This window comes from Alteribacillus sp. JSM 102045 (assembly GCF_041949975.1).
In the GTDB taxonomy this organism is placed as follows: domain Bacteria; phylum Bacillota; class Bacilli; order Bacillales; family Marinococcaceae; genus Alteribacillus.
In genome coordinates, this window is the sequence record NZ_JBHFQG010000001.1 from 69,094 (window position 1) to 93,593 (window position 24,500).

18 protein-coding genes and 1 pseudogene are annotated in these 24,500 nt (G+C 36.6%); 17 read left to right on the top strand and 2 right to left on the bottom strand.

Features of this window, described 5'->3' with window-relative positions; genetic code table 11:
• Window positions 1–53 precede the first annotated feature (53 nt).
• The 9 genes and pseudogenes from ACE1TI_RS00310 to ACE1TI_RS00350 all read left to right on the top strand — a co-directional run bounded on the left by ACE1TI_RS00310 (window position 54) and on the right by ACE1TI_RS00350 (window position 9,155).
• Window positions 54–1,157: a C4-dicarboxylate TRAP transporter substrate-binding protein gene (locus ACE1TI_RS00310; RefSeq protein ID WP_375005574.1), complete on the top strand. Its 1,104-nt coding sequence runs from the start codon at window positions 54–56 to the stop codon at window positions 1,155–1,157.
• 66 nt (window positions 1,158–1,223) lie between these two features.
• Window positions 1,224–1,718, top strand: coding sequence for a TRAP transporter small permease (locus tag ACE1TI_RS00315; RefSeq protein WP_375005575.1), 495 nt, complete (start codon window positions 1,224–1,226; stop codon window positions 1,716–1,718).
• Window positions 1,719–1,750: 32 nt separating this feature from the next.
• Complete coding sequence (locus tag ACE1TI_RS00320) at window positions 1,751–3,079, top strand: TRAP transporter large permease (RefSeq protein WP_375005576.1); 1,329 nt, start codon at window positions 1,751–1,753, stop codon at window positions 3,077–3,079.
• A 127-nt stretch (window positions 3,080–3,206) separates the two neighbouring features.
• Window positions 3,207–4,205, top strand: coding sequence for a thiamine pyrophosphate-dependent dehydrogenase E1 component subunit alpha (locus tag ACE1TI_RS00325; RefSeq protein ID WP_375005577.1), 999 nt, complete (start codon window positions 3,207–3,209; stop codon window positions 4,203–4,205).
• A gap of 4 nt (window positions 4,206–4,209) precedes the next feature.
• Window positions 4,210–5,184 (top strand): alpha-ketoacid dehydrogenase subunit beta, encoded by a 975-nt coding sequence (locus ACE1TI_RS00330; RefSeq protein WP_375005797.1) that lies wholly within the window; start codon window positions 4,210–4,212, stop codon window positions 5,182–5,184.
• Between the two features lie 110 nt (window positions 5,185–5,294).
• Window positions 5,295–6,548 carry a dihydrolipoamide acetyltransferase family protein gene (locus ACE1TI_RS00335; RefSeq protein WP_375005578.1) on the top strand — a complete coding sequence of 418 codons (1,254 nt, stop codon included), beginning with the start codon at window positions 5,295–5,297 and terminating at the stop codon, window positions 6,546–6,548.
• A 78-nt stretch (window positions 6,549–6,626) separates the two neighbouring features.
• A pseudogene (locus ACE1TI_RS00340) lies at window positions 6,627–7,193 on the top strand (FAD-dependent oxidoreductase).
• Window positions 7,194–7,254: 61 nt separating this feature from the next.
• Window positions 7,255–7,389: an alpha/beta fold hydrolase gene (locus ACE1TI_RS00345; RefSeq protein ID WP_375005579.1), complete on the top strand. Its 135-nt coding sequence runs from the start codon at window positions 7,255–7,257 to the stop codon at window positions 7,387–7,389.
• 143 nt (window positions 7,390–7,532) lie between these two features.
• Window positions 7,533–9,155, top strand: coding sequence for a purine/pyrimidine permease (locus tag ACE1TI_RS00350; RefSeq protein WP_375005580.1), 1,623 nt, complete (start codon window positions 7,533–7,535; stop codon window positions 9,153–9,155).
• 687 nt (window positions 9,156–9,842) lie between these two features.
• Here ACE1TI_RS00350 and ACE1TI_RS00355 read toward each other — a convergent pair.
• Window positions 9,843–11,264, bottom strand: a complete 1,422-nt coding sequence (locus tag ACE1TI_RS00355; RefSeq protein ID WP_375005581.1) for a sigma-54 interaction domain-containing protein — start codon at window positions 11,262–11,264, stop codon at window positions 9,843–9,845.
• 591 nt (window positions 11,265–11,855) lie between these two features.
• Window positions 11,856–12,647, bottom strand: a complete 792-nt coding sequence (locus ACE1TI_RS00360) for an IclR family transcriptional regulator (protein WP_375005582.1) — start codon at window positions 12,645–12,647, stop codon at window positions 11,856–11,858.
• Between the two features lie 1,260 nt (window positions 12,648–13,907).
• On the opposite strand from ACE1TI_RS00360, the gene ACE1TI_RS00365 reads away from it, so the two are divergent.
• The 8 genes from ACE1TI_RS00365 (at window position 13,908) to ACE1TI_RS00400 (ending at window position 24,367) form a co-directional block, all read left to right on the top strand.
• Window positions 13,908–16,298: a xanthine dehydrogenase family protein molybdopterin-binding subunit gene (locus tag ACE1TI_RS00365; protein WP_375005583.1), complete on the top strand. Its 2,391-nt coding sequence runs from the start codon at window positions 13,908–13,910 to the stop codon at window positions 16,296–16,298.
• On the top strand, window positions 16,285–17,070 hold the full coding sequence (locus ACE1TI_RS00370; protein ID WP_375005584.1) for an N-acyl homoserine lactonase family protein: 786 nt from the start codon (window positions 16,285–16,287) through the stop codon (window positions 17,068–17,070). The genes ACE1TI_RS00365 and ACE1TI_RS00370 overlap by 14 nt, the downstream gene beginning before the upstream one ends.
• Before the next feature lie 118 nt (window positions 17,071–17,188).
• Complete coding sequence (locus ACE1TI_RS00375) at window positions 17,189–18,130, top strand: FAD binding domain-containing protein (RefSeq protein WP_375005585.1); 942 nt, start codon at window positions 17,189–17,191, stop codon at window positions 18,128–18,130.
• Complete coding sequence (locus ACE1TI_RS00380; protein WP_375005586.1) at window positions 18,131–18,631, top strand: (2Fe-2S)-binding protein; 501 nt, start codon at window positions 18,131–18,133, stop codon at window positions 18,629–18,631. It begins immediately after the preceding gene.
• A gap of 712 nt (window positions 18,632–19,343) precedes the next feature.
• Window positions 19,344–20,000: a nucleotidyltransferase family protein gene (locus tag ACE1TI_RS00385; protein ID WP_375005587.1), complete on the top strand. Its 657-nt coding sequence runs from the start codon at window positions 19,344–19,346 to the stop codon at window positions 19,998–20,000.
• Window positions 20,001–20,512: 512 nt separating this feature from the next.
• The gene (locus ACE1TI_RS00390; protein WP_375005588.1) at window positions 20,513–21,400 is read left to right on the top strand and encodes an FAD binding domain-containing protein; all 888 of its coding nucleotides are present in this window, start codon (window positions 20,513–20,515) and stop codon (window positions 21,398–21,400) included.
• Window positions 21,400–21,948 (top strand): (2Fe-2S)-binding protein, encoded by a 549-nt coding sequence (locus tag ACE1TI_RS00395; protein ID WP_375005589.1) that lies wholly within the window; start codon window positions 21,400–21,402, stop codon window positions 21,946–21,948. The genes ACE1TI_RS00390 and ACE1TI_RS00395 overlap by 1 nt, the downstream gene beginning before the upstream one ends.
• A 31-nt stretch (window positions 21,949–21,979) precedes the next feature.
• Window positions 21,980–24,367 (top strand): xanthine dehydrogenase family protein molybdopterin-binding subunit, encoded by a 2,388-nt coding sequence (locus ACE1TI_RS00400; RefSeq protein ID WP_375005590.1) that lies wholly within the window; start codon window positions 21,980–21,982, stop codon window positions 24,365–24,367.
• Window positions 24,368–24,500 lie beyond the last annotated feature (133 nt).

The window sequence follows — 24,500 nt, forward strand, 5'->3', positions numbered from 1 at the left end:
ACATATTGACAATTAGACATGAATTTAATTTAAAAGAAGGTTGGTGAAAAAAGATGAATGTAAAAATAAAGGGTTTATCCATTTTATTGTGTCTAATGTCTTTTAGTATGATAATCGCTGCTTGTGGTAATAATACCTCCACAAAAAACGCTGAAAGTGCAAATGAAGAAGTGATTTCCTTACAAGTAGGTTCCGCTTATTCACCACAATTACCATGGACCAATTCGTTAAAAAATTTTTTTATACCAGAAGTAAATAAAGCTTTGCAAGATACAAATTATAAAATTAATTGGACAGAGAACTATAGTGGAACCGTTGCAAAAGCTGGTGAGGAATTGGGGGCAGTAAAGAATGGGTTATTGGATATCGCATTTGTAGTTTCACCTTTCGAAGTTTCAGCATTACCAATAAGTAATATTGGTTACAATGTTCCATTTTCTAGTGGAGATCCTGTAGTTGTTTCAAAAGCAATCAATGCCCTAAATGAAAAATATCCTGAATTATCAGAAGAATATAATAAAGCTAATCAAAAATTACTAGGATTGGGAACAACGGAGGATTATGCGATTCAAACGAAATTCCCTGTAAAATCTTTTAATGATTTAAAAGGGGAAACAATTGCAGCAGTTGGTTCTAACATAAAATGGATCGAACCACTGGGTGTTACACCTGTCCAGGCTGCTTTGGCTGAAATGTACCAAAGCTTACAATCTGGTGTTTATAAGGGAGTAGTGGCTGCACCAACATCGGTAACTGGCACGAAGCTTTATGAACAGGCCGAATACTTTACTGAGATAGGGTTTGGATGTGCTGTCATTGGAGGGTTGACTATTAATCAAGATACTTTTGATAATCTTCCGTCTGAAGTTCAAGAGGTGATCGTAGAAGTGGGTGTACAATTTCCATTGGCAATGGCTGAACTCTCTAACAATGAGACTGATGAAGCATTAAAAGAAATTGAAGACGGAGGAGGCACTCTCTCCACATTACCAAATGAAGAAAGAAAAAAAATAGCAAAACTGCTTTCAGATATTCCAAATTCATATGCTGAAGAATTGAACAAAAAAGGTCTTCCAGGAAGTGAAATAATGAAAGATTATATTCAACTACAGATCGATGAAGGGCATGTATTCCCGGTTGATTATCAAATTAATTAGTAATCATGACCTGGTGTTGCCTGTCCTTTAAGCTGACACCTCATCGTAAGAAAAGAGGAGAAAAGCATGAAATCATTTTCTTTAAGAAAAACCTTTAAAAACTTAGTCTTCATAATGGCAATTATTGGAGTGATTTGGATATTGGCCTTGATGCTGATAATTGTTTCTGATGTGGTAGGTCGTAATTTCTTCAATCACCCAATCATTGGGGTTCCAGAAATTGCGAAAAATTCAATTGTGGGAATTACCTTTTTACAATTGCCTTATGTACTCCTTAAAGGAAGGCATATTAGATCAACAGTTATTGTGGACAAATTGAAAGGAAGATGGAAACAATTTTTGTTATATGTGACGTGGATAGCGGTTATTATTTTATTTGCTCTATTGATTTACGCGATTTGGCCGGCAACAATGTCATCCTTCATGAATAAAGAATTTACAGGAGAAGGTTCGATACGAATTCCCACTTTTCCAACCTATTTTATCATTGTTTTTAGCAGTATATGTATGGTAATTCAATCTGTTTTTTCTTTGATTGATGTGCAAAGAGGCCAATCTTAAGTGGGAATCAGGGAATTTTAGGGAGGGCTTTTATGGACCCATTAACGATAGGTGTTATGACTACAGTATTATTACTAATACTAATATTACTAGGTATCCATATAGCAGTAGCTCTTGCTCTCATGAGTATTCTTGGTATTTGGTTATCGATCGGTGACTTTAATGTCAGTATAAATGTCTTAAGTACTACTACATTTCATAGTATTAGTGAATATATTTTTTCTGTTATCCCTTTGTTTGTATTGATGGGTTTATTATCAAACATGTCTGGTGCAAGCAGAGATCTTTATAATTCATTCCATGTATTATTGAAGGCGGTACGCGGTGGTATTGGTATGGCGACAGTAATTGCTAATGCTATATTTGCTACGATTACAGGGGTTAGTGTAGCATCTGCTGCTGTGTTTAGTAAAATATCTTTGCCATCAATGTTGGATTTAAAATATGATAAAAAGTTAGCGTTAGGAACGGTAGCTGGGAGTTCCGTATTAGGTATGCTGATTCCTCCAAGTCTACTATTAATTGTATATGGAATGCTAGCTGAAATATCGGTAGGGAAATTATTTATTGCAGGGATAATTCCCGGAATTATTTTGGTATTAGTCTATTGCATAGGGATATATACGATGGCGACTTTAAAACCTCATTTGGTTGGTGGTAGGGATGTAAAACTAGATACGACATTTAATAAAGAGGATTTATTAAAAGCCCTAATTAAAACTTTTCCTATAATCACTCTCGTTATTGTGATACTAGGAGGAATTTATGTTGGTTTTTTGACCCCTACAGAAGCTGGAGCTATTGGTGCATTTGGTGCCTTATTATTAGTAATATTCAGAAAAAAATTAAATTTTAAAGAGTTTTGGATGAATCTTATAGAAACAGGCTATACCACTGGAAGCGTTCTGTTGTTATTGATTTCTGCAAGTATGTATTCCCGAATGTTATCTATGACTGGAATAATTTCGTATGTTAATCAATTTGTAAATCAACTCAATGTATCAACACATATGTTAATTATTGTACTGTTTATTATTTTGTTTGTAATGGGCATGGTCATAGATTCAACCTCAATTTTACTTATTTCAATGCCTTTAATGCTGCCGGTTGTTAGTGCAATAGGATATGACCTTATTACTTTTGGGATCATTGCGGTTATTGTCATAGAAATCGGCTTGTTGACGCCCCCTTTTGGACTAGTGGCCTACTCAATGAAATCTGCTCTGGGCGATAACGCCGATATTGGTGAAATTTTTACTGGGTCCATTCCATTTATCATAATGATGATGATATGTGTGACCATACTATTAATTTTTCCTGATTTGATTACTTGGTTACCTAGTGTTATGCAGGGAGAATAAAAATAGTATTTAATGTTATAAAAAAATTGAATTGGATTTTAAAGGGGGAAGAAATATTGTAAGCCATTATATAGATATAAAATAAATCATTAAATCAACAAAACAAGAAAGAGGAGGAGAATTAAAATTGGATACCTATTTTAAAATATATAAAAGTGATGATAATTACAAAAGGTTTGATGAAGATAAGTTGCAACAAGCATGGTATGTAATGAATTTAATTCGGCATTTTGAAGAAAAAAGTATTGATGTATATAAAAAAGGATTAATGGGGGGATCCCTTCATTCTTATATTGGACAAGAAGCTGTTGCCACTGGAGTATGTATGAATTTCGATGTTCAAGATCAAATAACTATTTCATATCGTGGGCGTGGACAAGCGCTTGCAAAAGGAGCCGATCCATTTTATTTGTTCGCAGAAATGTTGGGTAAAGTCGATGGTTGCAGTAAAGGTAAAGGTGGTCCAATGCACATAGCATCACGAAAAAATGGGATTTTAGGTGCAAATGGGATTGTTGGAGGCGGTATCCCGCATGCTGTTGGAGCAGCATTAACTGCTAAGTATAGAAAAACAAATCAGGTTGCTGGCACCTTTTTTGGAGATGGGGCTACAAACCAAGGAGCTTTTCATGAATCTCTTAATTTAGCAGCTGTTTTGAAATTGCCTGTTATCTTTATTTGTGAAAATAATTTATATGCTGAAATGACCCCAATTCGTAATTCGGTGCTAAATGAAGATCTTGCTGAACGTGGCTTAGCTTACCGTATTCCCTCTGTTGTAGTCGATGGTAATAATGTAATAGATGTGTTTGAGGCAACCAAAGAGGCTATTGAAAGGGCTCGTAAAGGATTAGGGCCGACATTCATTGAGGCCAAAACTTATAGACTAGAAGGCCATATGTATGGGGATCCAGAAACTTACAGAACGGCAGAAGAAGTGAAGGAAAGGAGAAAAGAAGAGCCATTATTAAAGTTCAAAGAGCTATGTATGACAAAGAATCTTTTATCGGAAGAAAAAATGATTCAAATTCAAAACAAAGCGAAAGATGAAATAGAAAAAGCATATCTTAGAGCGGAAAAATCGAAACAACCTGAAATGGAGGAGATTTTTACAGATGTCTACTAATAACATGACTTATAGAGAAGCTTTGAATAGAGCGTTAGAAGAAGAAATGAGCCGAGATAATAGCATTCTTTTAATGGGAGAAGATATCGGTTCATACGGTGGTATTTTTAAAGTAACTAAAGGATTATATGACAAATTCGGTGGAGAGAGAGTAATCGACACTCCTATCTCTGAAACAGGATTTGTCGGTGCGGCGGTTGGTGCAGCTATGACAGGATTACGTCCTATTGTTGAAATTATGTGGGTAGATTTCACATTAGTCGCCACGGATCAGATTGTTAATCAGGCTGCTAAAATAGCTTACATGTCTGGTGGAGAAACGACAGTACCTCTTGTCATTCGCACACAAGGTGGTGGTGGGCGAGGAAACGGAGCTCAACACTCCCAGAGTTTAGAAACGATTTACAGCCATATACCTGGAATAAAAGTAGTAATGCCGTCTACTCCTTATGATGCCAAAGGTTTACTAAAAGAGGCAATTCAAGTTGATGGACCTGTAATGTTTATCGAACATAAAATGCTGTATAACACAAAAGGGATAGTTCCTGAAGAAGAGTATGTCATTCCGCTCGGTAAGGCAGATGTAAAGGAAGAAGGTCATGATGTGACCATCGCAGCGATTTCTTCTACTGTTCCACTGGCTATGGAAGCTTCGAAAAAATTGAAGGAAGAGGGCATTCATGCTGAAGTTATCGATCTACGGACACTCGTTCCTTTGGATGTCGATTCGGTAATTCAATCTTTATCCAAGACGAATCGTTTGGTAATCGCTCACGAAGCCCACCTTTCATTCGGTTGGGGAGCAGAGCTAGTATCTCGGATACAAGAAAGAGCATTTGATCAATTAGATGCACCTATTCAACGTGTCGGTGCTGAAGATACACCTATTCCCTATAATTTAGACCTTGAAAAGGAAATGTTACCTCAAGTTAAGGATATCATTGATTCAGTGAAGAAAACACTTTATCAAACAATTTAGTAAATAAATATGTTGTTAATACAGATTAATTAAAGTTGATCTTAACGTTTTTTAGGACAACTTAAGGGTTTTGGATGAATAATAGGAAAACTAAAAATTATCGATAAGAGGTGATAAAGTTGGGGAAGGAAATCACATTGCCCAAAATGGGTCAAACGATGGAAGAAGCAGAAATCGTAGAATGGATGAAAAAAGAGGGTGAGTATGTTTCTAAAGGAGAAATCCTTTTAGAGGTACAAACAGATAAAGCTGCTTTAGAAATAGAAGCAGAAGACGAAGGTTATTTGCAAATTATTAGTAGAGAAGGAGAAAACATACAGGTAGGCTCGGTTTTTGCCTACTTGTCAGACTCAGATGTTGAAAAGGTTGAATCTGAGGACCAAAATTCTGAAAGTGAAATTGAAAATTTGAAACAAAATCACACACAAAATCTAAAGTCAGATACATTACCTCTAAATAATGTTTCGGAAAGAAATAACGGAAGCCAATCAAAAAGAATTCCTGCTTCTCCTGCCGCCCGAAAGCTTGCAAGAAAGAACAATATCGACTTACAACATGTCAAGGGTACCGGCACACGTGAAAGAATCGTTTTGCAAGATATTCAACGTATTCTAAGTAAACAAGTTACTTCTTCTGAATTCAAACACGAACCACTACCTCTTGGTGCACTTAAAAGACCGGTGAGTCAAATGCGTGAAATAATTGCAAAACGTATGACAGAGAGTATTCAACAAGTTCCTCAATTTCAAATAAAAAAATCAGTAGACATGACGTCATTGTTAAACACCAGGAAAACTTTGTCGTCTAGTTTTGAAACATCTATAGGAGTAAAGTTATCCGTGAACGACTTTTTCATTCAGGCCGTTGCCCTTACTTTAAAGGATCATCCTCATATCAACGCTTCTTTTATCAACAGTCATCAAGGTTGTCATATAGAAGAATACAAACATGTTAATATTGGATTAGCTGTGGCCACAGATAAAGGACTTCTTGTACCTGTATTCCATGAAGTAGAAACAATGAAGTTGGTTGATATAGCTAAAAAACGAAATGATCTAGTGAAAAAAGCTCAACAAAATAAACTATCAAAACACGAAGTTGAAGGAGGAACATTTACCATTTCAAACCTAGCTTCACTTGATGTTGAAGAATTTACTGCAATAATAAACCCTCCGGAAACCGGAATACTTGCTGTTGGTTGTACGAATAAGGAAGTAGTTGCTAATAATGGAGATACGTATATTGCTCCTATCCTTCGTATGACAGCAACCTTTGATCATCGTACGATTGATGGAGTTGACGGAGCCAAATTTATGCGAGATTTAAAAACACGATTAGAAAGTGGAGATTGGAAGATCATTTAGGAACAGCAGTTGAGATATAACAGCATATATCATGTCAGCCTTACTGAGATTCATTACAAACATAGTCCATGGGTTTAAATGAGCAAAAAAATTATTTACAAAGGGACGAAAACGACTAGGACAAGCTTTGTACCTAGCAATTCGTCCATTTGTTGCTCATATTCCATTTTGGTAGCTGGTTCACGACCAATGGAGCTTCCCAACTTTCCATTCGGGGAAAGGGTGTTGTCTTCAACCGACATTTTATCACTTCAGTATGTTCCTAATAAATTAACCATTATAGGAGCAGGGTATATTGGTATAGAGTTAGGACAAGCATTTACTAAAATTGGTTCTGAAGTTACCTTTATATAGAATCAAGAATGTATATTGCCTGGTTTTTCTCCCTATTTCACGCGAATTCTAGAGAAAAAACTTAAGAGGTCAGGAGTAAATATTCAAACCAATGCAAAGGCAGAGTCTATAAGCTCTGATGATAATTGTATTACGCTAAAGTATACAGTCAATAATGAAAATTCCTATGAGCTATCAACCGATGTTTTATTAGTAACCGTTGGTAGAAAACCGAACACTGATGACATAAATTTAGATGTTGCAATTAACATTTTTATAAACCAAAAAATGTTAATGATGAGGTTGAGCTGATAAAAATATTTTACAAAAAAAGATGATTATAGTAATTATTACTATAAAGAAGGAGGAAAAAATGGGAATTGATCATTTAAATATTTCAAAAGATCAATTAAACATAGAAGGAAAAGGCCCTCCTGTCCTATTTCTTCATGGTTTAGGGATGTCAAAAAAAGTGTGGGAACCTATAGTTACTATACTTAGTAAATGATTTCATTACATTGCCATTGATTTTTCTGCAGAACAAAATATTTCATCTAAACAAAAAAACAAAAAGGTTTAAATAGTTTAGTAGATTTCAAGGAAATGATTAACTGAGAAACATGGGTTGATCGAAAATTTATGTCGAAGTAGTTGAACTTAGTAATTGGGATCTATGGATATATTTTAATCCCTATACAACTTATAGTTGGTTTAATAGATGAGATTACTCCACCTATTTTTTCAGAAAAAGTCTCCCAGGAGTTACCGGATAGTTTGATATTCACTTTAAAAGATAGTGGTCACCAAATTCATATGGAAAGTTCAGAAGAAGTATCAGATAAGATATTTAAGTTTATCCATAAATATGAAAAAAATTATAACTGGATTTGTATATGCGATGTTAGTATTTATCGCCCGGAGTATTTTAAGACGGGCAAGGAAGGAGTTCCAATGTCTTTGTTTCAACTTAATAATACCTGTTTTAACAAAAAAAGATATGGAACCCTATTTTTAACAACTATCCAATGGTTTGTAATGATGCTTACCAATGCAATGGTTATCCCATTATCGATTGCTTATTTATTTCAATTGGACGTAAATGAAACATCAATTTTCTTAAGTAATACGTTCTTGTTAGTTGGTTTGTTTTCTCTGCTTCAAGCGTTTTTTGGGCACCGATTGCCTATTATTGAGGGTCCAGCTGGTATATGGTGGGGTGTTATCTTTATTACATATTCAATTAACACTCAATTAGGACTTAATAGGATGGACATTGGTCGAGGCATGGAGTTAGGGTTGATTATTGTTGGTTTTTGTCTGCTATGTATGAGTTTTACCCAGATGATTAATAAAATATCTTCATTGTTTACTCCATTAGTTAATGGAATATTTATGCTTATCATGCCTTTATCAATGTCTGGTGTATTGTTGAAAGGAATACTAGGCATTGATCCAGTACAAAGCTATAAAAATATAACACTTATTATTTCTTTAATGGTTTTGCTTTTTTTGTTAATACTTACCAAGTTTAAGAGGGTTAAGTGGATCCATTCATTTTCCTTGTTGATAGGTCTCATGGTGGGGTGGCTGGTCTATTATTTACTAGGCTTTAAAAAAAGTTTTTCAATGGAACCATTGTTTACTCATCCAACTTTTTTTTTCTGGGGTTACCCAGAGCTAAATTGGGGCATTCTATCTATTTCTCTTGTCACAGGTATATTGATGTTATCGAATATAGCAGTTAGTATACAATCAATGTTAATTGTGAAGCAATCAAAAGTATCAAAAAAAATATATGAAAATACTGGTAAAGTGACTGGATTATCTTATATGTTGTCTGGCATGTGTGGGACTGTTGGTTTATTACCTTTAGCAAGTTCTTCTAGTGTCGTTCAATTGTCTGGAATATCTTCACGCCTTCCATTCATATTAGCTTCTTTTATCATGTTGAGTTTAGGTTTTTTTCGAGGACTTAGTAATTTGGTATCCTCTATTCCTGACCCTGTGATATATATTGTTCTATTTGTTTTATTTATCCAACTGATCGAAATAGGATTTAAGTTTTTTAATCTAATTGAAATGAACAACAATAATTTATTTATTATTAGTTTAAGCTTAATGATAGGAATAGGGGCCATGTATATTCCTTATACTTTTATTCAGCAATTTCATCCCATTGTAGGGAATATAATTGGCAATGGGTTATTAATTTCAATTATTATAGCAATTTCCCTGGAACAATCATTTAAATTACTTAAATTAAAGCATAAATAGAGTCAGAGTTTCTCAGGCTACCGTGTTCTACCTCCGACGGTTGTAATATGTATTCCTTGCTATCATTCGACCGTTCAAAATTCCTAGAATTGTTAGACGGTTACACCTAAATGTGATTATCTAGAAATACAAAACTATCATTATTAATGTTAACAGATAGGAGCTTGTTTATCTTACTGGGTCCTAAACCAAGACATCTTTATGGTCATGGAATTAGAAGAGGCAGCTGCTCTGTCGGAGGGAAAAAACGTCGACTTTTTATATGCGTTAACAATAACTTCTGGAACCAACTCCTTTTGATTTCTTGGTATCTGGTTCTTTACCATAGCTATACTGTTTCCCGATCCCTTGAACCAGGCGATACTGTTGCCATTCTACTACTTCATCCATATTTTAATTTGGGTTATATTCTTAATGTCGAATTTATCCATTATTTCCCGATTCAAATATTCTTCAGTTAACTTCAATTGAATAACGGCCATTTTATTTCTTCTAAATATGATCTCTTCTTCCCATAAGAAAAACACCATCTACATTCGTATTATCTAAATACGACTACAGTGGTGCTTTTTCCTTGTCTCGTTTAATAAGGTCTCTCCCAATGTTCCGAGCTCTTTTTCTGAAAAGGGGTATGTTATATTATTTATTTGTCAATCAATTATAACTGGTTAATAAAGGAAAATCATATTACTCATATGTGGACAGCAAAGTCTTATAGTCTACATCATAACGCTGTACTTTTCTTACTAAGGTAGAATGACTAACTTCAAGGATCCTTGCAGCTTGGCGAATAGATTTTACTTTTTTTAATGTACGTATAATAACTGATTTTTCATATAATTCCATGGACTCTCGTAATGGTAACGGTTCTGTCAGTTTTAAATTAGGAAGTCCTGATACTTTCTGAAAGGATTCTGGGAGATTTATGCTGTTTGAATCACCCTGTTGCGATATTACAACAATCCTTTCAATGATATTCTTAAGTTCTCGAACATTACCTGGCCAGTGATATTCCATTATCTGTTCAAAAATACCTGAACTGATCTCTATATTACGATTGTACCTTTTATTAAATTGTTTTAAAAAGTAATCAACTAACACAGGAATATCATCTTTTCTTTCACGAAGAGGCGGGATAGTTAAAGGAATGACATTTAGTCTGTAATAAAGGTCTTCCCTAAACGAACCTTCATCGATCATTGCTTCTAATGGACGATTGGTAGCGGAAATAACGCGGACATCAATGGGAATTGTTTTACTCCCACCAATTCTTTGTACCTTTTTTTCTTGTAGAACGCGAAGTAATTTAACCTGCATATTCATAGAAAGTTCCCCAATTTCATCTAAGAAAAGCGTGCCTTGGTCTGCCATTTCGAATAACCCAGTTTTTCTTTTCGTTGCGCCAGTGAATGTACCTTGTTCATATCCAAATAGTTCAGATTCTATCAAACTTTCAGGAATAGCGGAGCAGTTTACAACAATAAATGGTTTGTTTTTCCGTGGGCTCATTTGATGAATCCAATTCGTAAAAACTTCTTTACCTACTCCAGATTCCCCTAGGATGATGATTGTCGACTCGGTTACAGCTACATGCTTTGCCAATTGTAATAACTGAATCATTTTTTCATCTCTACATATGATTCCATTTTCCGCCGCCAAAGAACTATCTTTAAAACTTTTAATTTCCCTTTCATAATGTTCGATAAGATCATTCTTTTTTTCAATTTCTCTTTGCTGAAGTTCTATTAATTGAGTAATGTCACGAACGTTACAAACAATGAGATCTAATTGGTTATGTTCGTCAAATACAGGTACCCCGGTTACCAACAGCTCTTTATTATTTACTTTGTTTATAATCGTTACTGGTTTTAACGTTTTTATTACATCGGGAATGGCTGATTGAGATAAGACACCGACTTCCAGTAACTCCTCTACAAACTTGCCGAGTACAGTTTCTCTGTTTATGCCGGTTAGAACCTCATAAGCTCTATTCACCAAAATCGTTCGACCATTCCTATCGGCCACCCAAATACCGTCATAAAACGAATTGAAAATTTTTTCCCATTCTGTTTTTTGAAACTGACGAAGGTTTATTAAATCTTCTGACATTTTGCCCCGCCCCCATTCACCGTTTCCGCCTCAAAGTTGGTTTTTCATTTTCTGTATCATCTGTCGTACCGGTTCTTTCATGGTATCTTAAACTATGATCTCTGATGACGTTTGAGATTCAACCATTTAGCAGCTGTGCCGGGCACACTTTTATTTAATATATAGTTCCTCGTATAGTTCCTCTTAATAAACATCTGTGTAATTAACAAATAAGGCTATTAAAGATGCGAAGTTAGTAACATATCTTAAAACCCAAAGGCATTAATAAAATTTTGAAAAGTATTACAATTCATATTTTTTCAAACCAATTAAATGATTTTCAAAATATGAACTGTTAAACTAACACCTTTGAGTTTTTTAAGAACAGATCGGAAAAAGTGATTATTTTACTACATAATTTCTTAAAGGATTCAAGTGAGTTAATTGAAACAAGAAAACTGAATTGTATGGGAAGAAACCTTTTTATAACATGCCTGTTAGTTAGCCAAAAATAACCAATAAAAATATACAAAAAGAGTCCCCTTCTTGTAAAATGTACCTCCCATACCAACACAAACAAGAAAGAGTGTCTCTAATGTGGCTTATACTTTTTTATAAGTTAGTTCTCATATTTGGTACAAAACCTAACCACCTCGAGATTTGTAGTCCCGCATCTTTTAACAGGATCGTATTACTTTCATGATTTTCCTTCATTCTCAAAGTAGGCGCACCGATACTTATAGCTCCGGCTACCCGTCCAGTATAATTGTAGACAGGTACAGCGTAACAGGTCAAACCAATCTCTATTTCTTCTCGATCTATTGCAATGCCTTGTAATCTAATAGTACTCAGTTCATCAAGAAATCTTTGTCGATCTGTTATGGTATTTTTGGTAAAGGAAGGCGTTCCTTGTTCTTCTAATATCCTATCTACCTCTTCAAGCGATAATGTAGATGCGATTGCTTTACCAACAGCTGTACAATGAATTGGTCTTCTCATTCCTAATTCAGCAGTAGTCCTAATCGATTGTGTTCCTTCAACTTTATATAGATGCACCACAGATCCTTCATTGTAGACTGAAAGAAAAGATGTTTCGCCTGTTTTCTGAGCTAATTCCCGGAGATAAGGGGTAGCAACATCAACAATGTCCAAATTCTTAAGTCCTGAAACGCCAATTTCAATGGTTTTTAATCCAATACTATACCTTTCCGTATCTTCTTCTAAATGAATAAAATCAAGGTTCGTTAAAGTTTCTAATAATCTATGAGCTGTACTTTTTGGTATATTTAGATCTTTCACTAATTGAGCTAAAGTAATACCACCTCTATTTTTCGCTATATATTGTAATAGTAACAAGACTCGGTCTGCCGTTGAATTACTTTGTTTTTCATTTTTTTTAGACATTTCTAACTCCTTTTTTGTATTTTAACCATTAACGGAACATCGTTCATAAAAATAGTAATACTTTATTATAAAATGGACTGATATTCCATTTTATAATAAAATATTGTTTGTTTTTAGTCAACAATTCTTAGTTTAAGTTGAGAATTAGGTATTAGGTTATCAAAACATTGATTTTTGGAGTAGTAATTCTGAACTTTATTAAAATTTAAAATTATTAAATTTATTATTGACACTAAAGCTATAGGAATTTTATCATTAAATGGAGATGGTGTTCCGAAATTAAAAAAATATGCTTTTTTTATAAAACGATATTCCGAATTTTTAAAAGGAATGCTTCCGGTCTTTTACACAACCACAGTCGACTTGAACTGATAATGACATTAAAACAAATTTACTTTTACAGACTGAAATAGGAAGGTATGTATATTGAAACCTCCAATAAAAAACTGAAAAAAATTTGAAAACGCTTACTGTTGATTATCTACCTGTATATAGTAATCTATATATAGTAATCTAAAAATTCATATATTTACAAAAGAATAACAGATATATGACAGATAACAAAGCTAAAATCATTCATTGTGCCCTTTTCACTAAATTGTATGGAAATATCAACTACATATCGAGGTGCTCTATTTAGTAAAAAAATAAATAGGAATCAAATAGGGCTGAATTAAGAATGAATTTGGTGATGTAATAATGTAATTTGTTAAGGTTAGTCGAATTTTCTAGATTATGAGGTGATATCGTTGAATTAAAACAACAATGACTGAATAGGTACTTATTGCTAACGAACAAGAGCTATAACGTTGTCACGAACCACTTAAAATTAGTAGTAAAGAAATTTAGATAAAAAATAGTAGATATAGGGCCTAAACCTAGAAAGATCTTTTGAAAAGGGGGGATATAGGCCAATACATTCATAATGCTTAACAATGATGCTCGGATATTCCTACGACAGATATTTTGAATATATCGTTCGAGGACTGGTGAAAACCAATTAACCTTTGAGGTATGTTTCTTATTTCTAAATCGCACCCCTAAAGAAACTGGTATCTTGTGCGAGCCAACTTTTTAACGCGTCAAGCCGTCACCGTAGATGCGGTCTGGAAAATTCCAGTCGATAATTTTCAAAAGCCGGAATCGTTATCATACATGAATATAAAGAGGAGATAGGGGACGAAAAACGGTATTTTAATATTTATATACATGTGACACTCTCATTTCCTATAGAAACATTAGAGGAGGCGAAACATCGCGATGGTTATGTCAAAGAAAGGTTTGGGTGCAAGCAAGAAAAGAAAAGAGGACCCGAAATTCTTAACGGGTCATGGTGAGTTTACAGATGATTTGGAAAAGCCGGGTACCCTTCATTTGGCCATCTTAAGGAGTCCCCATGCCCATGCAAGAATTGTTGAATTGGACATAAGTAAGGCAAAGCAGTTGCAGGGTGTAGCCGCTGTTTTAACCGGGGAAGAGGCACGTCAATATATGGGACCTCTGGCCCCTACAATCAACATTTTTAATAATGTACCAGAAGTATATGCGATTGCGTATCAAAAGGTCAGATATTTTGGAGAGCCGGTTGCAGTTGTTGCCGCTACTGACCGTTATATCGCTGAGGACGCCGTTGACTTGATTGAAGTGAAATATTCCCCGCTACCTGCCGTGGTGAGTATTGAAGACGCTATTGAACCAAAAGCTCTACTTTATGAAGATTGGGGTCACAATAAGCAGTTGGAATGGAGAAACACCATAGGTGATATCGATCATGCGTTTTCACAATCTGTCCATGTATTTGAAGAGACAATTACACATAGTCGATATACCGGAACTCCTATGGAGTCTCGGGTCTGCCTCGCTGATTATAACCCCGGTTCCCAAAACTTGGTCGTCCACTGTTCAACACAAGCGCCGAATCAAGTCAGAACACTGATAGCCCAGACATTGGGTATGTCGGAAAATAATATCCGAGTCATTACGCAGGATGTAGGAGGCGGATATGGCAGTAAGCTTCAGGCAAATGCGGAAGTGATACCCTGCATGGTATCTCATATGCTTGGCAAGCCCGTCAAATGGACGGAGGATAGGGTAGAAAACTTATTATCCGGCATACAATCCCGTGATTGGTCTTGCACGTTAAAAGTAGGACTTGATAAAGATTATCAAATTACCGCTCTTCAAGCCAAACTAATCGGTAATATTGGTATAGACGGAACATGCCAAGGACCTGGTACGCCGGCATTGTTAGTTGCAGGTGCTTATTTTCCGGGGGCCTACAAAGTACCGGTTTATGATGTGGAAACAATTGGTGTAGTCACTAATAAAGGGCCATATGGGGCTCATCGTGGATATGGGAAAGATATCGCGAGTTATCCCGTTGAGCGCATGATGGATATCATGGCCCATAAGTTAGGTATTTCTACTGAGGAAATACGTCGAAAAAATTTTATCAATAAGGAAGAATACCCTTACGAACAAATTTCCGGGCCCCTTTATGATAGTGGGGATTTTCACCTGCTTATGGATCTCGCAATGGAAAAAGCGGACTATTCTGGTTTCAAACAAAAACAACAGGAACTTCGAAAACAAGGAAAATATATTGGAATCGGTATTTCTGCCATGCTAGAACCTTCAGGTGGGGCAGTATTTGATGGGATTTTTAATGGTTACCAGCCGGCGACAGTTCGTATGACTCCTGAAGGTGATTTTCAGGTCTTGGCCAGTCATCAGAATATCGGGCAAGGATTGGAAACCACACTTCCTCAAATTGTTTCAAGTGTAATGGACGTGGACATCCATCAAATCCGATTTATTTGTGGCGATACAGATATCACTCCTTACGGTTTAGGTTCTTTTTCATCTAGAGGTGCGACGTATGCCGTATCAGCTGTTTATGAAGCTTCTAAACTTTTAAAAGAAAAAATACTAAAGATCGTTGGTCATTTATTGAAAGAAGCACCTAGCAATTTAGAAATGAAGGACGGCAAGGTGATCGTTAGAGGAGCAGAGCGATGTATTAGCTTGCAGGAGCTGGGCAATAAAGTTTACCTTTGGCCAGGTCCGTATGGCATCGTTCCGGAGAATGTCGATTGCAATTTAGAGGTGACCTATACTTGGACAAGTAAAGTAGTAAACTGGGAACCTGACGAACTCGGGAGAATCAACCTGTACACTACACATCCGACAGGAGTATTTATTGCCTTGGTGGAAGTTGATGTTCAAACGGGGCAGGTTAAAATTAATAAATTTGTTGCCTCTCATGATTCTGGAACCATCATTAATGAGATGATTGTCGATGGACAAATTCATGGCGGCATTGCCCATGGGATCGGTGGTGTTTTAATGGAGGATCTGGCTTACGATAAAGAGGGTAAGATGATTCATCCGGACTTCCAGCATTACCTATGTCCAACTGCCATGGAGGTGCCTGATATGGAAACCATCCACATTGAATGTCCGTCTCCCTTTACTCCTCTTGGGACGAAAGGAATGGGCGAAGGTGGTACAATTCCTTCTCCGGCAGCTGTAGCCAATGCCGTCGAAGATGCGTTGGAGCCTTTTGGCGTGCGTGTTAAAGACTTGCCTTTAACCCCGGAACGGGTTTTGGAGTGTATCAAAAAGGGGGATCTGTCTGTTGGAAAAGTGTAAATGGAAATTATACCCGCTTGTAGTAGGGGAAGCAGTTGTAGGACAGGTATTAGATGTGTTTTGGTCTCTAACCCGGGATAAGTCACAGGTGGATGTCCCGATTATGGCATGGCTCCTCATGCCGCTAGATCAAGGTGAGCCCATTCTAGTAGACACTGGGTTTAGGGATGCTGAACGGTGTCAGCACGTGCATGGCCTCGGACCTCACCGCACTAAGCCGGAATGGAGTCTGGAGCAGCAACTGGCTAATCACGGTTTAACACCAAAGGACATTAAAACAGTCATTCTAACTCATCTTCATTATGATCACGCAGGAGGGTGCACTCAATTCAGCAATGCCAAGTTCATTATTCAACGAAGTGAATTGAAAGCTGCTGCAGCACCTGTGGTGTCACCCCATTTGGATTTCGGCGGGGGAGCTCTTTTCTATGATCGAAAAGATATTGCTGAAATCGTCGATCCTCTCTGGAGTCAAGTGGAATTGCTCGAAGGTGATGAAGAAATCGCACCAGGTGTCCAGTGTGTTCTCTTTTCCAATACACATACTCCGGGAAGCCAGGCAGTATATGTCAATACAGAAGTTGGTACAGCTGTAATACTTGGAGATATCGCAAGGAAAGTTGACTTAAATATTAACCAAGGGATTCCACCGGGACTTTTTTATGACCTAGAAGCGACATATCGAGCAATGAACAAAATCAAGAAAGAGGCAAATGTTATTCTTCCTTCACATGATTATGAGCTAGTAAAAAAATATGAAAATGGTTTATGAGGAAAGAATGAAATACTGTCATTAAGAGTGCTCCCCATGATATCAAGGTCTATCTAAATAAAGTAGACTTGAATAGAGAATATGACGTTTCGAAACATTTTAAGGAGGATTGGATTGTATGAAACCTGCTCCATTTGAATATGTCGTTGTACGAAGTATTAACGAAGCCATTGAGGCTTTGGGAAGAAATGGGGCGGATAGCCGAATCATTGCTGGCGGTCAAAGCTTGATGCCATCTATGAATATGAGGCAAACACGGCCTGCTTATTTGGTGGATATCAATGGGATTACTGATTTGGATTATATTCATGAAATCTCCTCAGGAATTGCAATCGGTGCATTAACACGGCATCGTGCCGTTGAGAGATCGGAAGTGATCAGGTCTGTTTGCCCGATCTTGCAGGAAGCAGTTAAACATATTGCCCATTTTCAAATTCGTAATCGAGGTACGATTGGAGGTTCTTTGTCCTTGAATGCTCCTGGTGCAGAATATGGGGTTATTGCACGCCTCCTCGAAGCCGAAATGGTAATTTCTAGTCCGGATGGGAAACGAGTAGTCCCCGCGGATCAATTTTTTGTTGGACACTTTAAGGTAGATTTAAAAAATAATGAAATTTTGACGGAAATCCGTTTTCCGTCACTGCCTCAAGGAGCGGGTTACTCCTTCCTTGAGGTCACGCGCCGCCACGGCCATATCCCTATTATCTCGACAGCGGCAATGATAACGTTAGACGGAAAAGATCAAATAGCCGAGATTCGCGTCATCCTGGGGAACGTAAGCGAACACGGTGTGCCATATAGAGTTAAGGCTGTAGATAGACTCGTTGGACAGAAGTTCAATGTGGATACAATAGAAGGTTTGGCAAAAGAAATTTCAGATGAGGTTAATCCTAATGAGGACGCAGATACTGAAGCAGCTTTTGTTAAACAATTTTCCGGTATGACGGGTCGTCGGGTATCAGAATTAGCTAGCGCTGAATATAGGAAAGAGGTAGCGGGTACGCTTAGCACCCGTGCATTGAAAATTGCATTTAAACGAACAAAAGGGGGAATCATTTAAATGGTGGAAGCTGTTTCACGAAAAAAAATTTCTGTTACCGTAAACGGAGTTTCTTATGAAAAGGAAGTCGATGTACGGATGTTGTTGGTTGACTTCATCCGTCGGGAACTGCAACTAAAAGGAACGCATACAGGGTGCGAACAGGGAGTGTGTGGTGCCTGCACTATTTTGATGGATGGTGAGGCTATACGCTCCTGTATTACCCTCGTTGTACAAGCGGATGGTTGTAACGTGCAAACTATTGAAGGAATGGGTTCTCCTAACAACCTTCACTATATCCAGGAGGCCTTTCAAGAAAATCATGGTTTACAGTGCGGATTTTGTACCCCAGGGTTTGTTATGTCAGTATTCTCTTTTCTCGATGAAAATCCAAATCCATCTGATGAAGAAATTCGTGAAGCCCTCTCAGGAAATTTGTGTCGATGTACAGGATATCAGGGGATTATTAAATCGGTAAAATGTGTTGCTCGAAAAATGGAGGAAGTTGGAATTGTTAAATAATTTTTAGGAATTAAGTGAATCAGAGAAATACTTCCTTAATCTGGAAAATTGATCATTATTATCCTTATTCCTCTTGGCTGTCCTATAGCTATATCTTAATAAAGACTTTTTTAAAATATAGATCGTGAGGCGCTTTCAAAGAAAATCTATATTGCAGTGTTTAAGCGAATAAAAGGGGATTGTTAGTTTTTTTGGAAAGGGAAAAGACAATTCTTTGATGTTAGAAGGAATCTCTTTAGTTAATTAAAGAGATTCCTTCTAACTCTCTTGGACAAAAATCAATCAAATTATTATATTGGGAATATTTTCTAGATTAATTTATTCATTTTTTATATTTTGATTGGTAAGACTAGAAAGTTTATTTCTTTTTTCAAGATCAAGATGCTTGAATAAGACCAGTAAACCAATACAAACAATTACTTAAAAATTAACTATCGAGATGGTTTGCAGGTCTATCTGTTTATGGCTGCTGCGTAAGTTGAGTTATTCATTCAATCATAAAAATATTTTAAATTGTAAGATAATTATCTCAAAAACTGTTGACCTTAGATGGACTATATTTTATAATAAAATGGAACAAAGATCCATTTTATTTATTTTATTATATAAATATGGAACGACATTCCGAATTTATTTTTGGCTAATAGGCTTACAAAAACCGTAGTAGTTTAACACGACTGACAATAACCATTTGTAGAAAAAGAGGTGAACTATGAACAATAGCCAAGTTAACGTAACACATAATCAAAAGAAAAAATGTAATGTTATAGCATTAATTCTTGGTGCTGGAACTTCTTCCCGAATGGGGCGCACAAAACAACTGCTTGAATATAAGGGATACTTTCTACTTGAATATGTCATCCGTCGAACACTTTCTTTTAAATTTACTAGAGTGATCAATGTTGTTGGTCACGAAGCAGAGAAAATCCAGAGTTTAATCCAAATAGACGATACTCGCTTTCAGTGGGTAGTAAACCCAAATTATCAAAAAGGTCAAAGTTCTTCTCTTTTGAAGGGGATAAAAATGATCGGTAATTCCGAACCTTCAGTTATGGTTTTTTTGGGGGATCAACCCCTCATATCTGAGAATACCATTCAATTAGTTTTTCAAAGAGGTATTGAACAGTATTCAGTAACTCCAAATCAACCTTTTGTAATGCAACCGACCTACCAAGGCTTCCCTGGTCATCCTGTCTTTTTTGGGAACATACATATGATAAATTTTACTGGGTTAAAAGGAGATCAGGGAGCAAAAAAGATCATTAGAAATTTAAAAATATGGAGCAAAACCCCTGTTGATGATCCAGGAATTTTGTTTGATATCGATACCCCGGAAGAGTACGAACAAGCCAAAAACTTTCAATACTAGATAGTTTTAGTTTACTTTATACCAAGGTTATTCTAAGTAATCAATTATTCATAAGCCCTAAATTTTATTTTAGTCATAAGCAAATCCCAATTCATAAGTTTTTGTTCTCTCTTTGGATTAGCTTATTTCATATTATGAAAATAAGTTCATTGAAATAAAAGGCCCTGATATATATAATTCGAATTAGAACAAATTTTGTAAACGCATTCATTTGAAGCAAGGTTATCGATAATCATGATGCAGGTACCAGTTGTCCACTTATAAAATACAGAATATTCAATAAAATAAACAGTTTTGTGTGATGACTGCTCACTATTTTTTAATCCTACCAACTAAAATGCAAAGATCCGCAATATGGTTGAGGATTTATAATTATGGTTTGGTTATTATTCTTTGAAAGGAGGTCAAATGTAATAATCTCTAATGAAAGGGGAGATACAGGAGGACATTTTAACAATTGCTTTAAAGTTTATAATTTAACCCCAAATTATTAATAAAGAGGTGGAAAGTTCATGTACCCAGCACCTATTTCTGAATATCATAACCCGACAAATATTGAGGAATGCTTGAATTTGCTACAACAATATGGTGACCAAGCGAAAATAATAGCTGGCGGCCAAAGCATGCTGCCATTGTTAAAACTAAGAATGGTAGAGACATCAACCATAATTGATATCAATAGACTCATTGAATTACAAGAGTTTGGAGAAAGAAATCAGGAAGGGAAGCGTATTTTAAAAATTGGGGCTATGACAAGGCATAAAACGTTAGCTTCACATCCATTGGTTTTATCGAAATATCCTATAATTTCTGATGCAGCAAAATATATAGGAGACGTTCAAATTAGGAATCGAGGAACAATTGGCGGAAGTTTAGTTCATGCTGACCCAGCAGCTGACTTACCGGTTCCTATATTAGTTTTGGACGGAACATTAAGAGTTCTATCAAAAGACGGGGATCATACCTATCCCGCAGAAGACTTTTTCTTGGGGTTAATGATGACGGTGGTAGAAGAAAATGACCTACTCGTTTCTATAGACATCCCTGCCCCTGAACCGAACACAGGAACAGCTTATAGTAAACACGCTTTGGTCTTTGGAGACTTTTCCGTTATTAGCGTCGGGGCGAGAGTTACACTTAGAGGAGATGTTTGTCAATCGTCACGAATCTACGCAGGCGGAGTAAATCCACGTCCTCAAAGAGCAGTTAAAACAGAAGAGTTCCTTCAAGGTAAAACAATCAATTCTGAAATTTTACAACAAGCATCAGAAATAATTTCTGAGGAAATTGATGTTGAATCTGATATGCGTGCTTCTGATACCTATCGAAAAATACTCTTAAAAGAATATGGTTTTAATGTATTATCGAAAGCTATCCAAAGAGCAAAGGAGGACTTTTAATGAGTACCTTAAATTCTGTGAAAAAAACAGGTGTCGATAGTGAAAAAACTATTCAAGTTCGTGTAAATGGAGAAATAATTGAAAAAGAAGTTCCAATTAGAATGTTACTTGTAGACTTTATACGAGAAGAACTTGGATTAACTGGAACTCACGTAGGGTGTTCTGTTGAAGGAAGATGTGGAGCTTGTACCGTTATGCTCAACGGTGAAAATATAAAATCATGTTTATCATTGGCTGTTCAGGCAGACAGCTGTGACCTAATGACTGTAGAAGGATTGGGAACTGAGGATAATTTCCATCCAGTTCAGGAAGGTTTCTGGGAAAAACACGGTTTACAATGTGGTTATTGTACTTCCGGGATGATGATGTCTGCTTATAATTTATTAAAGGTCAATCCCCACCCTTCTTCTGATGAAATAAGAGAAGCATTAGTTGGAAATTTGTGCAGATGTACAGGTTATCAACATATTATTGAAGCCGTACAATTTGCTGCTGAGCGTTTGGCAGCTATGCCAAAAGAGGAACGTGCTAAGCTATTAGCTTATTAAAATAGTAATAATAGATAAGGAGAGGGATTTTATGACTACTGAATCTGAAAAAAAATGGGTTGGACGGTCGGTCCGTCGAAAAGAAGACCCACGTTTATTAGTAGGAGAGGGAACTTATATTGGTGACTTAACCCCACATGGTACAACCTATCTTCATCTTGTACGAAGTACTCATGCACATGCATGGATTCGAAAAATCAATATAGATGAAGCTGAAAAATCTCCTGGTGTAGTAACAGTTATTACCGGAGAAGAGCTTAGTACTGCAATGAGTGAAATTCTGATTCCAGCAATGAGACCTAACTTAGGAGGAGAACTCCAGGTTCCTCCTGTTTATCCTTTAGCAATAGATAAGGTCAATTGGGTCGGAGAACCAATTGTTGCTGTAGTAGCCGAAAGTAAATATCTTGCAGAGGATGCAGCTCAGTTAGTAGAAATCGAATACGAGCCTTTACCTGTCCTTACAGATCCAGAGGAAGCTCTTAAACCTGATTCTTCTAAAATCTACGAAGACTGGGAAAGTAATGTCCTTTGGAAAGGTCAACTTGCCAATGGAGATGTGAATAAGGCTTTTGAGGAAGCTGATTATATCTTGTCTGAAAGATTTTATGGACATCGTACAGGAGCGGCTCCAATGGAGACGCGTGGAATGGTAGGCATGTACGACAAATTCAATGGTTTATCACTGCATATAAACTCACAGCGCCCACACATTTTACGTATGGCTATCTCAAAAATTATGAATTTACCTCATGACAAGGTTCGAGTTGTAGCGCCAAAAGACGTCGGAGGGGCCTTTGGAACAAAAGCACCCGTATATCGAGAAGAGTTTATTGTTAGTTATTTGGCAATGAAAATAAGAAGACCTGTCAAATGGATTGAAAATCGAATGGAAAGCCTAATGACAATCGGACAGGAACGTGATCAAATTCACAATTTGGAAATTGCTGTAAAAAAGGACGGTAAAATACTAGGTATTAAAGACCGCATGATAGCCGATTCTGGAGATGGAAGTAACGGTGTATACATGGGCTTTGTAATGCCATGGTTAGGTGCTGCTTATTTAACAAATGCATACGATATTCCAAATGTTCAAATTGATCTCTCTTGTGTAGTTACTAATAAACCTTGCTTATCTCCTGGAAGAGCGTTTGGAGAATTTCCTGCTAGATTTGCAATGGACTATGCTTTACATCTTATTTCAAGAGAATTAAGATTAGACACTCGCGAAGTTTTTGAAAAAAATATAATTAAGCAATTTCCTTATGTATCAGCTACCAACATCACCCATGACAGTGGTGATTATGTAGGAGCCTTTAAGTCTTTAATTGAAGCTTTGGATTATGACCGGATTAAAGAGGAACAAAAAGAAGCTAAAAAGAACGGACGACTCATTGGTGTTGGCTTTGCTATGGGTGCTGAAATGTCCGGATTGGGATCGCAGGTCTTTGTTCCAATGGAAAATCAACCTGGTTATGGCTCTGCAACAGTTAAAGTTGATACTTATGGAAAAATTCAGGTATCTGAGGGTGATTCTCCTCAAGGTCAGAGCCATGAAACAACGATTGGCCAAGCAGTGGCTGACGAACTTGGAGTACATCTTGATGATATCTATATTAATTACGGCGATACCTTTAATTCTCCTTTTGCTTCAGGTACCTTGGGCAATCGAGGAGCGTCTTATACCGTTAGTGCAGCAATTATGGCTTGTCGTAAATTAAAACCAAAAATTGGGAAGATCGCTGCCCATATGTTAGGAATTGACGCTGAAGCTGACGACTTTATTTTTACAGATAAAGAAGTTGTTTGGAAAAAAGATAACACGAAAAAAGTAGACTTACTAGATATTGCAGATGTAGCTATTTTAGCTCCAACAAAACTTCCACCAGGAATGGAAGCTGGCTTGGAAGCTACCGCTTACTTTGAGGCCGATATTGCCAGTATGTTAAGCATAGGAGTACACGGTGCAGTGGTAGAAGTTAATCCTGAGACTGGGGATTATAAAATTTTACGTTATATCATAGTAGATGATTGTGGAGTTCCGCTTAATCCCATGATCGTTCGTGGCCAGGTTCACGGTGGTGCAGCAATGGGCATAGGGAATGCACTCTATGAAAAATATGGCTTCGATGAATCAGGGCAACCTTTATCTACAACATTAATGGAGTATCACATGCCGTCAGCAGCTGATGTTCCTGAGTTTGAAATGATAGAGTTCAACGTTCCAACTCCTTATACACCTTTAGGCTCAAAAGGAAAAGGAGAAGGAATCCCGGCACCAGTACCGGCAACTTTAGCTAGTGCTATAACAGATGCTATTGATCGTCCAGGATTTAAGCTTTTGAATTTACCATTAACCCCAGAATCAATATGGCAAGCATTAAAAGAAGCGAAGACTGAAACTCCATCTGAAACTTAAAAATTTTGCGAATTATTATTACCGGAAGGTTCGTTCCGGTAATAATAATTGCTCTAAGTCAATTATATAATATTTTATCATTTTAAATATTGTACGATCAACTTTTAAGTTATTCGACAAAAATCGTATCCAT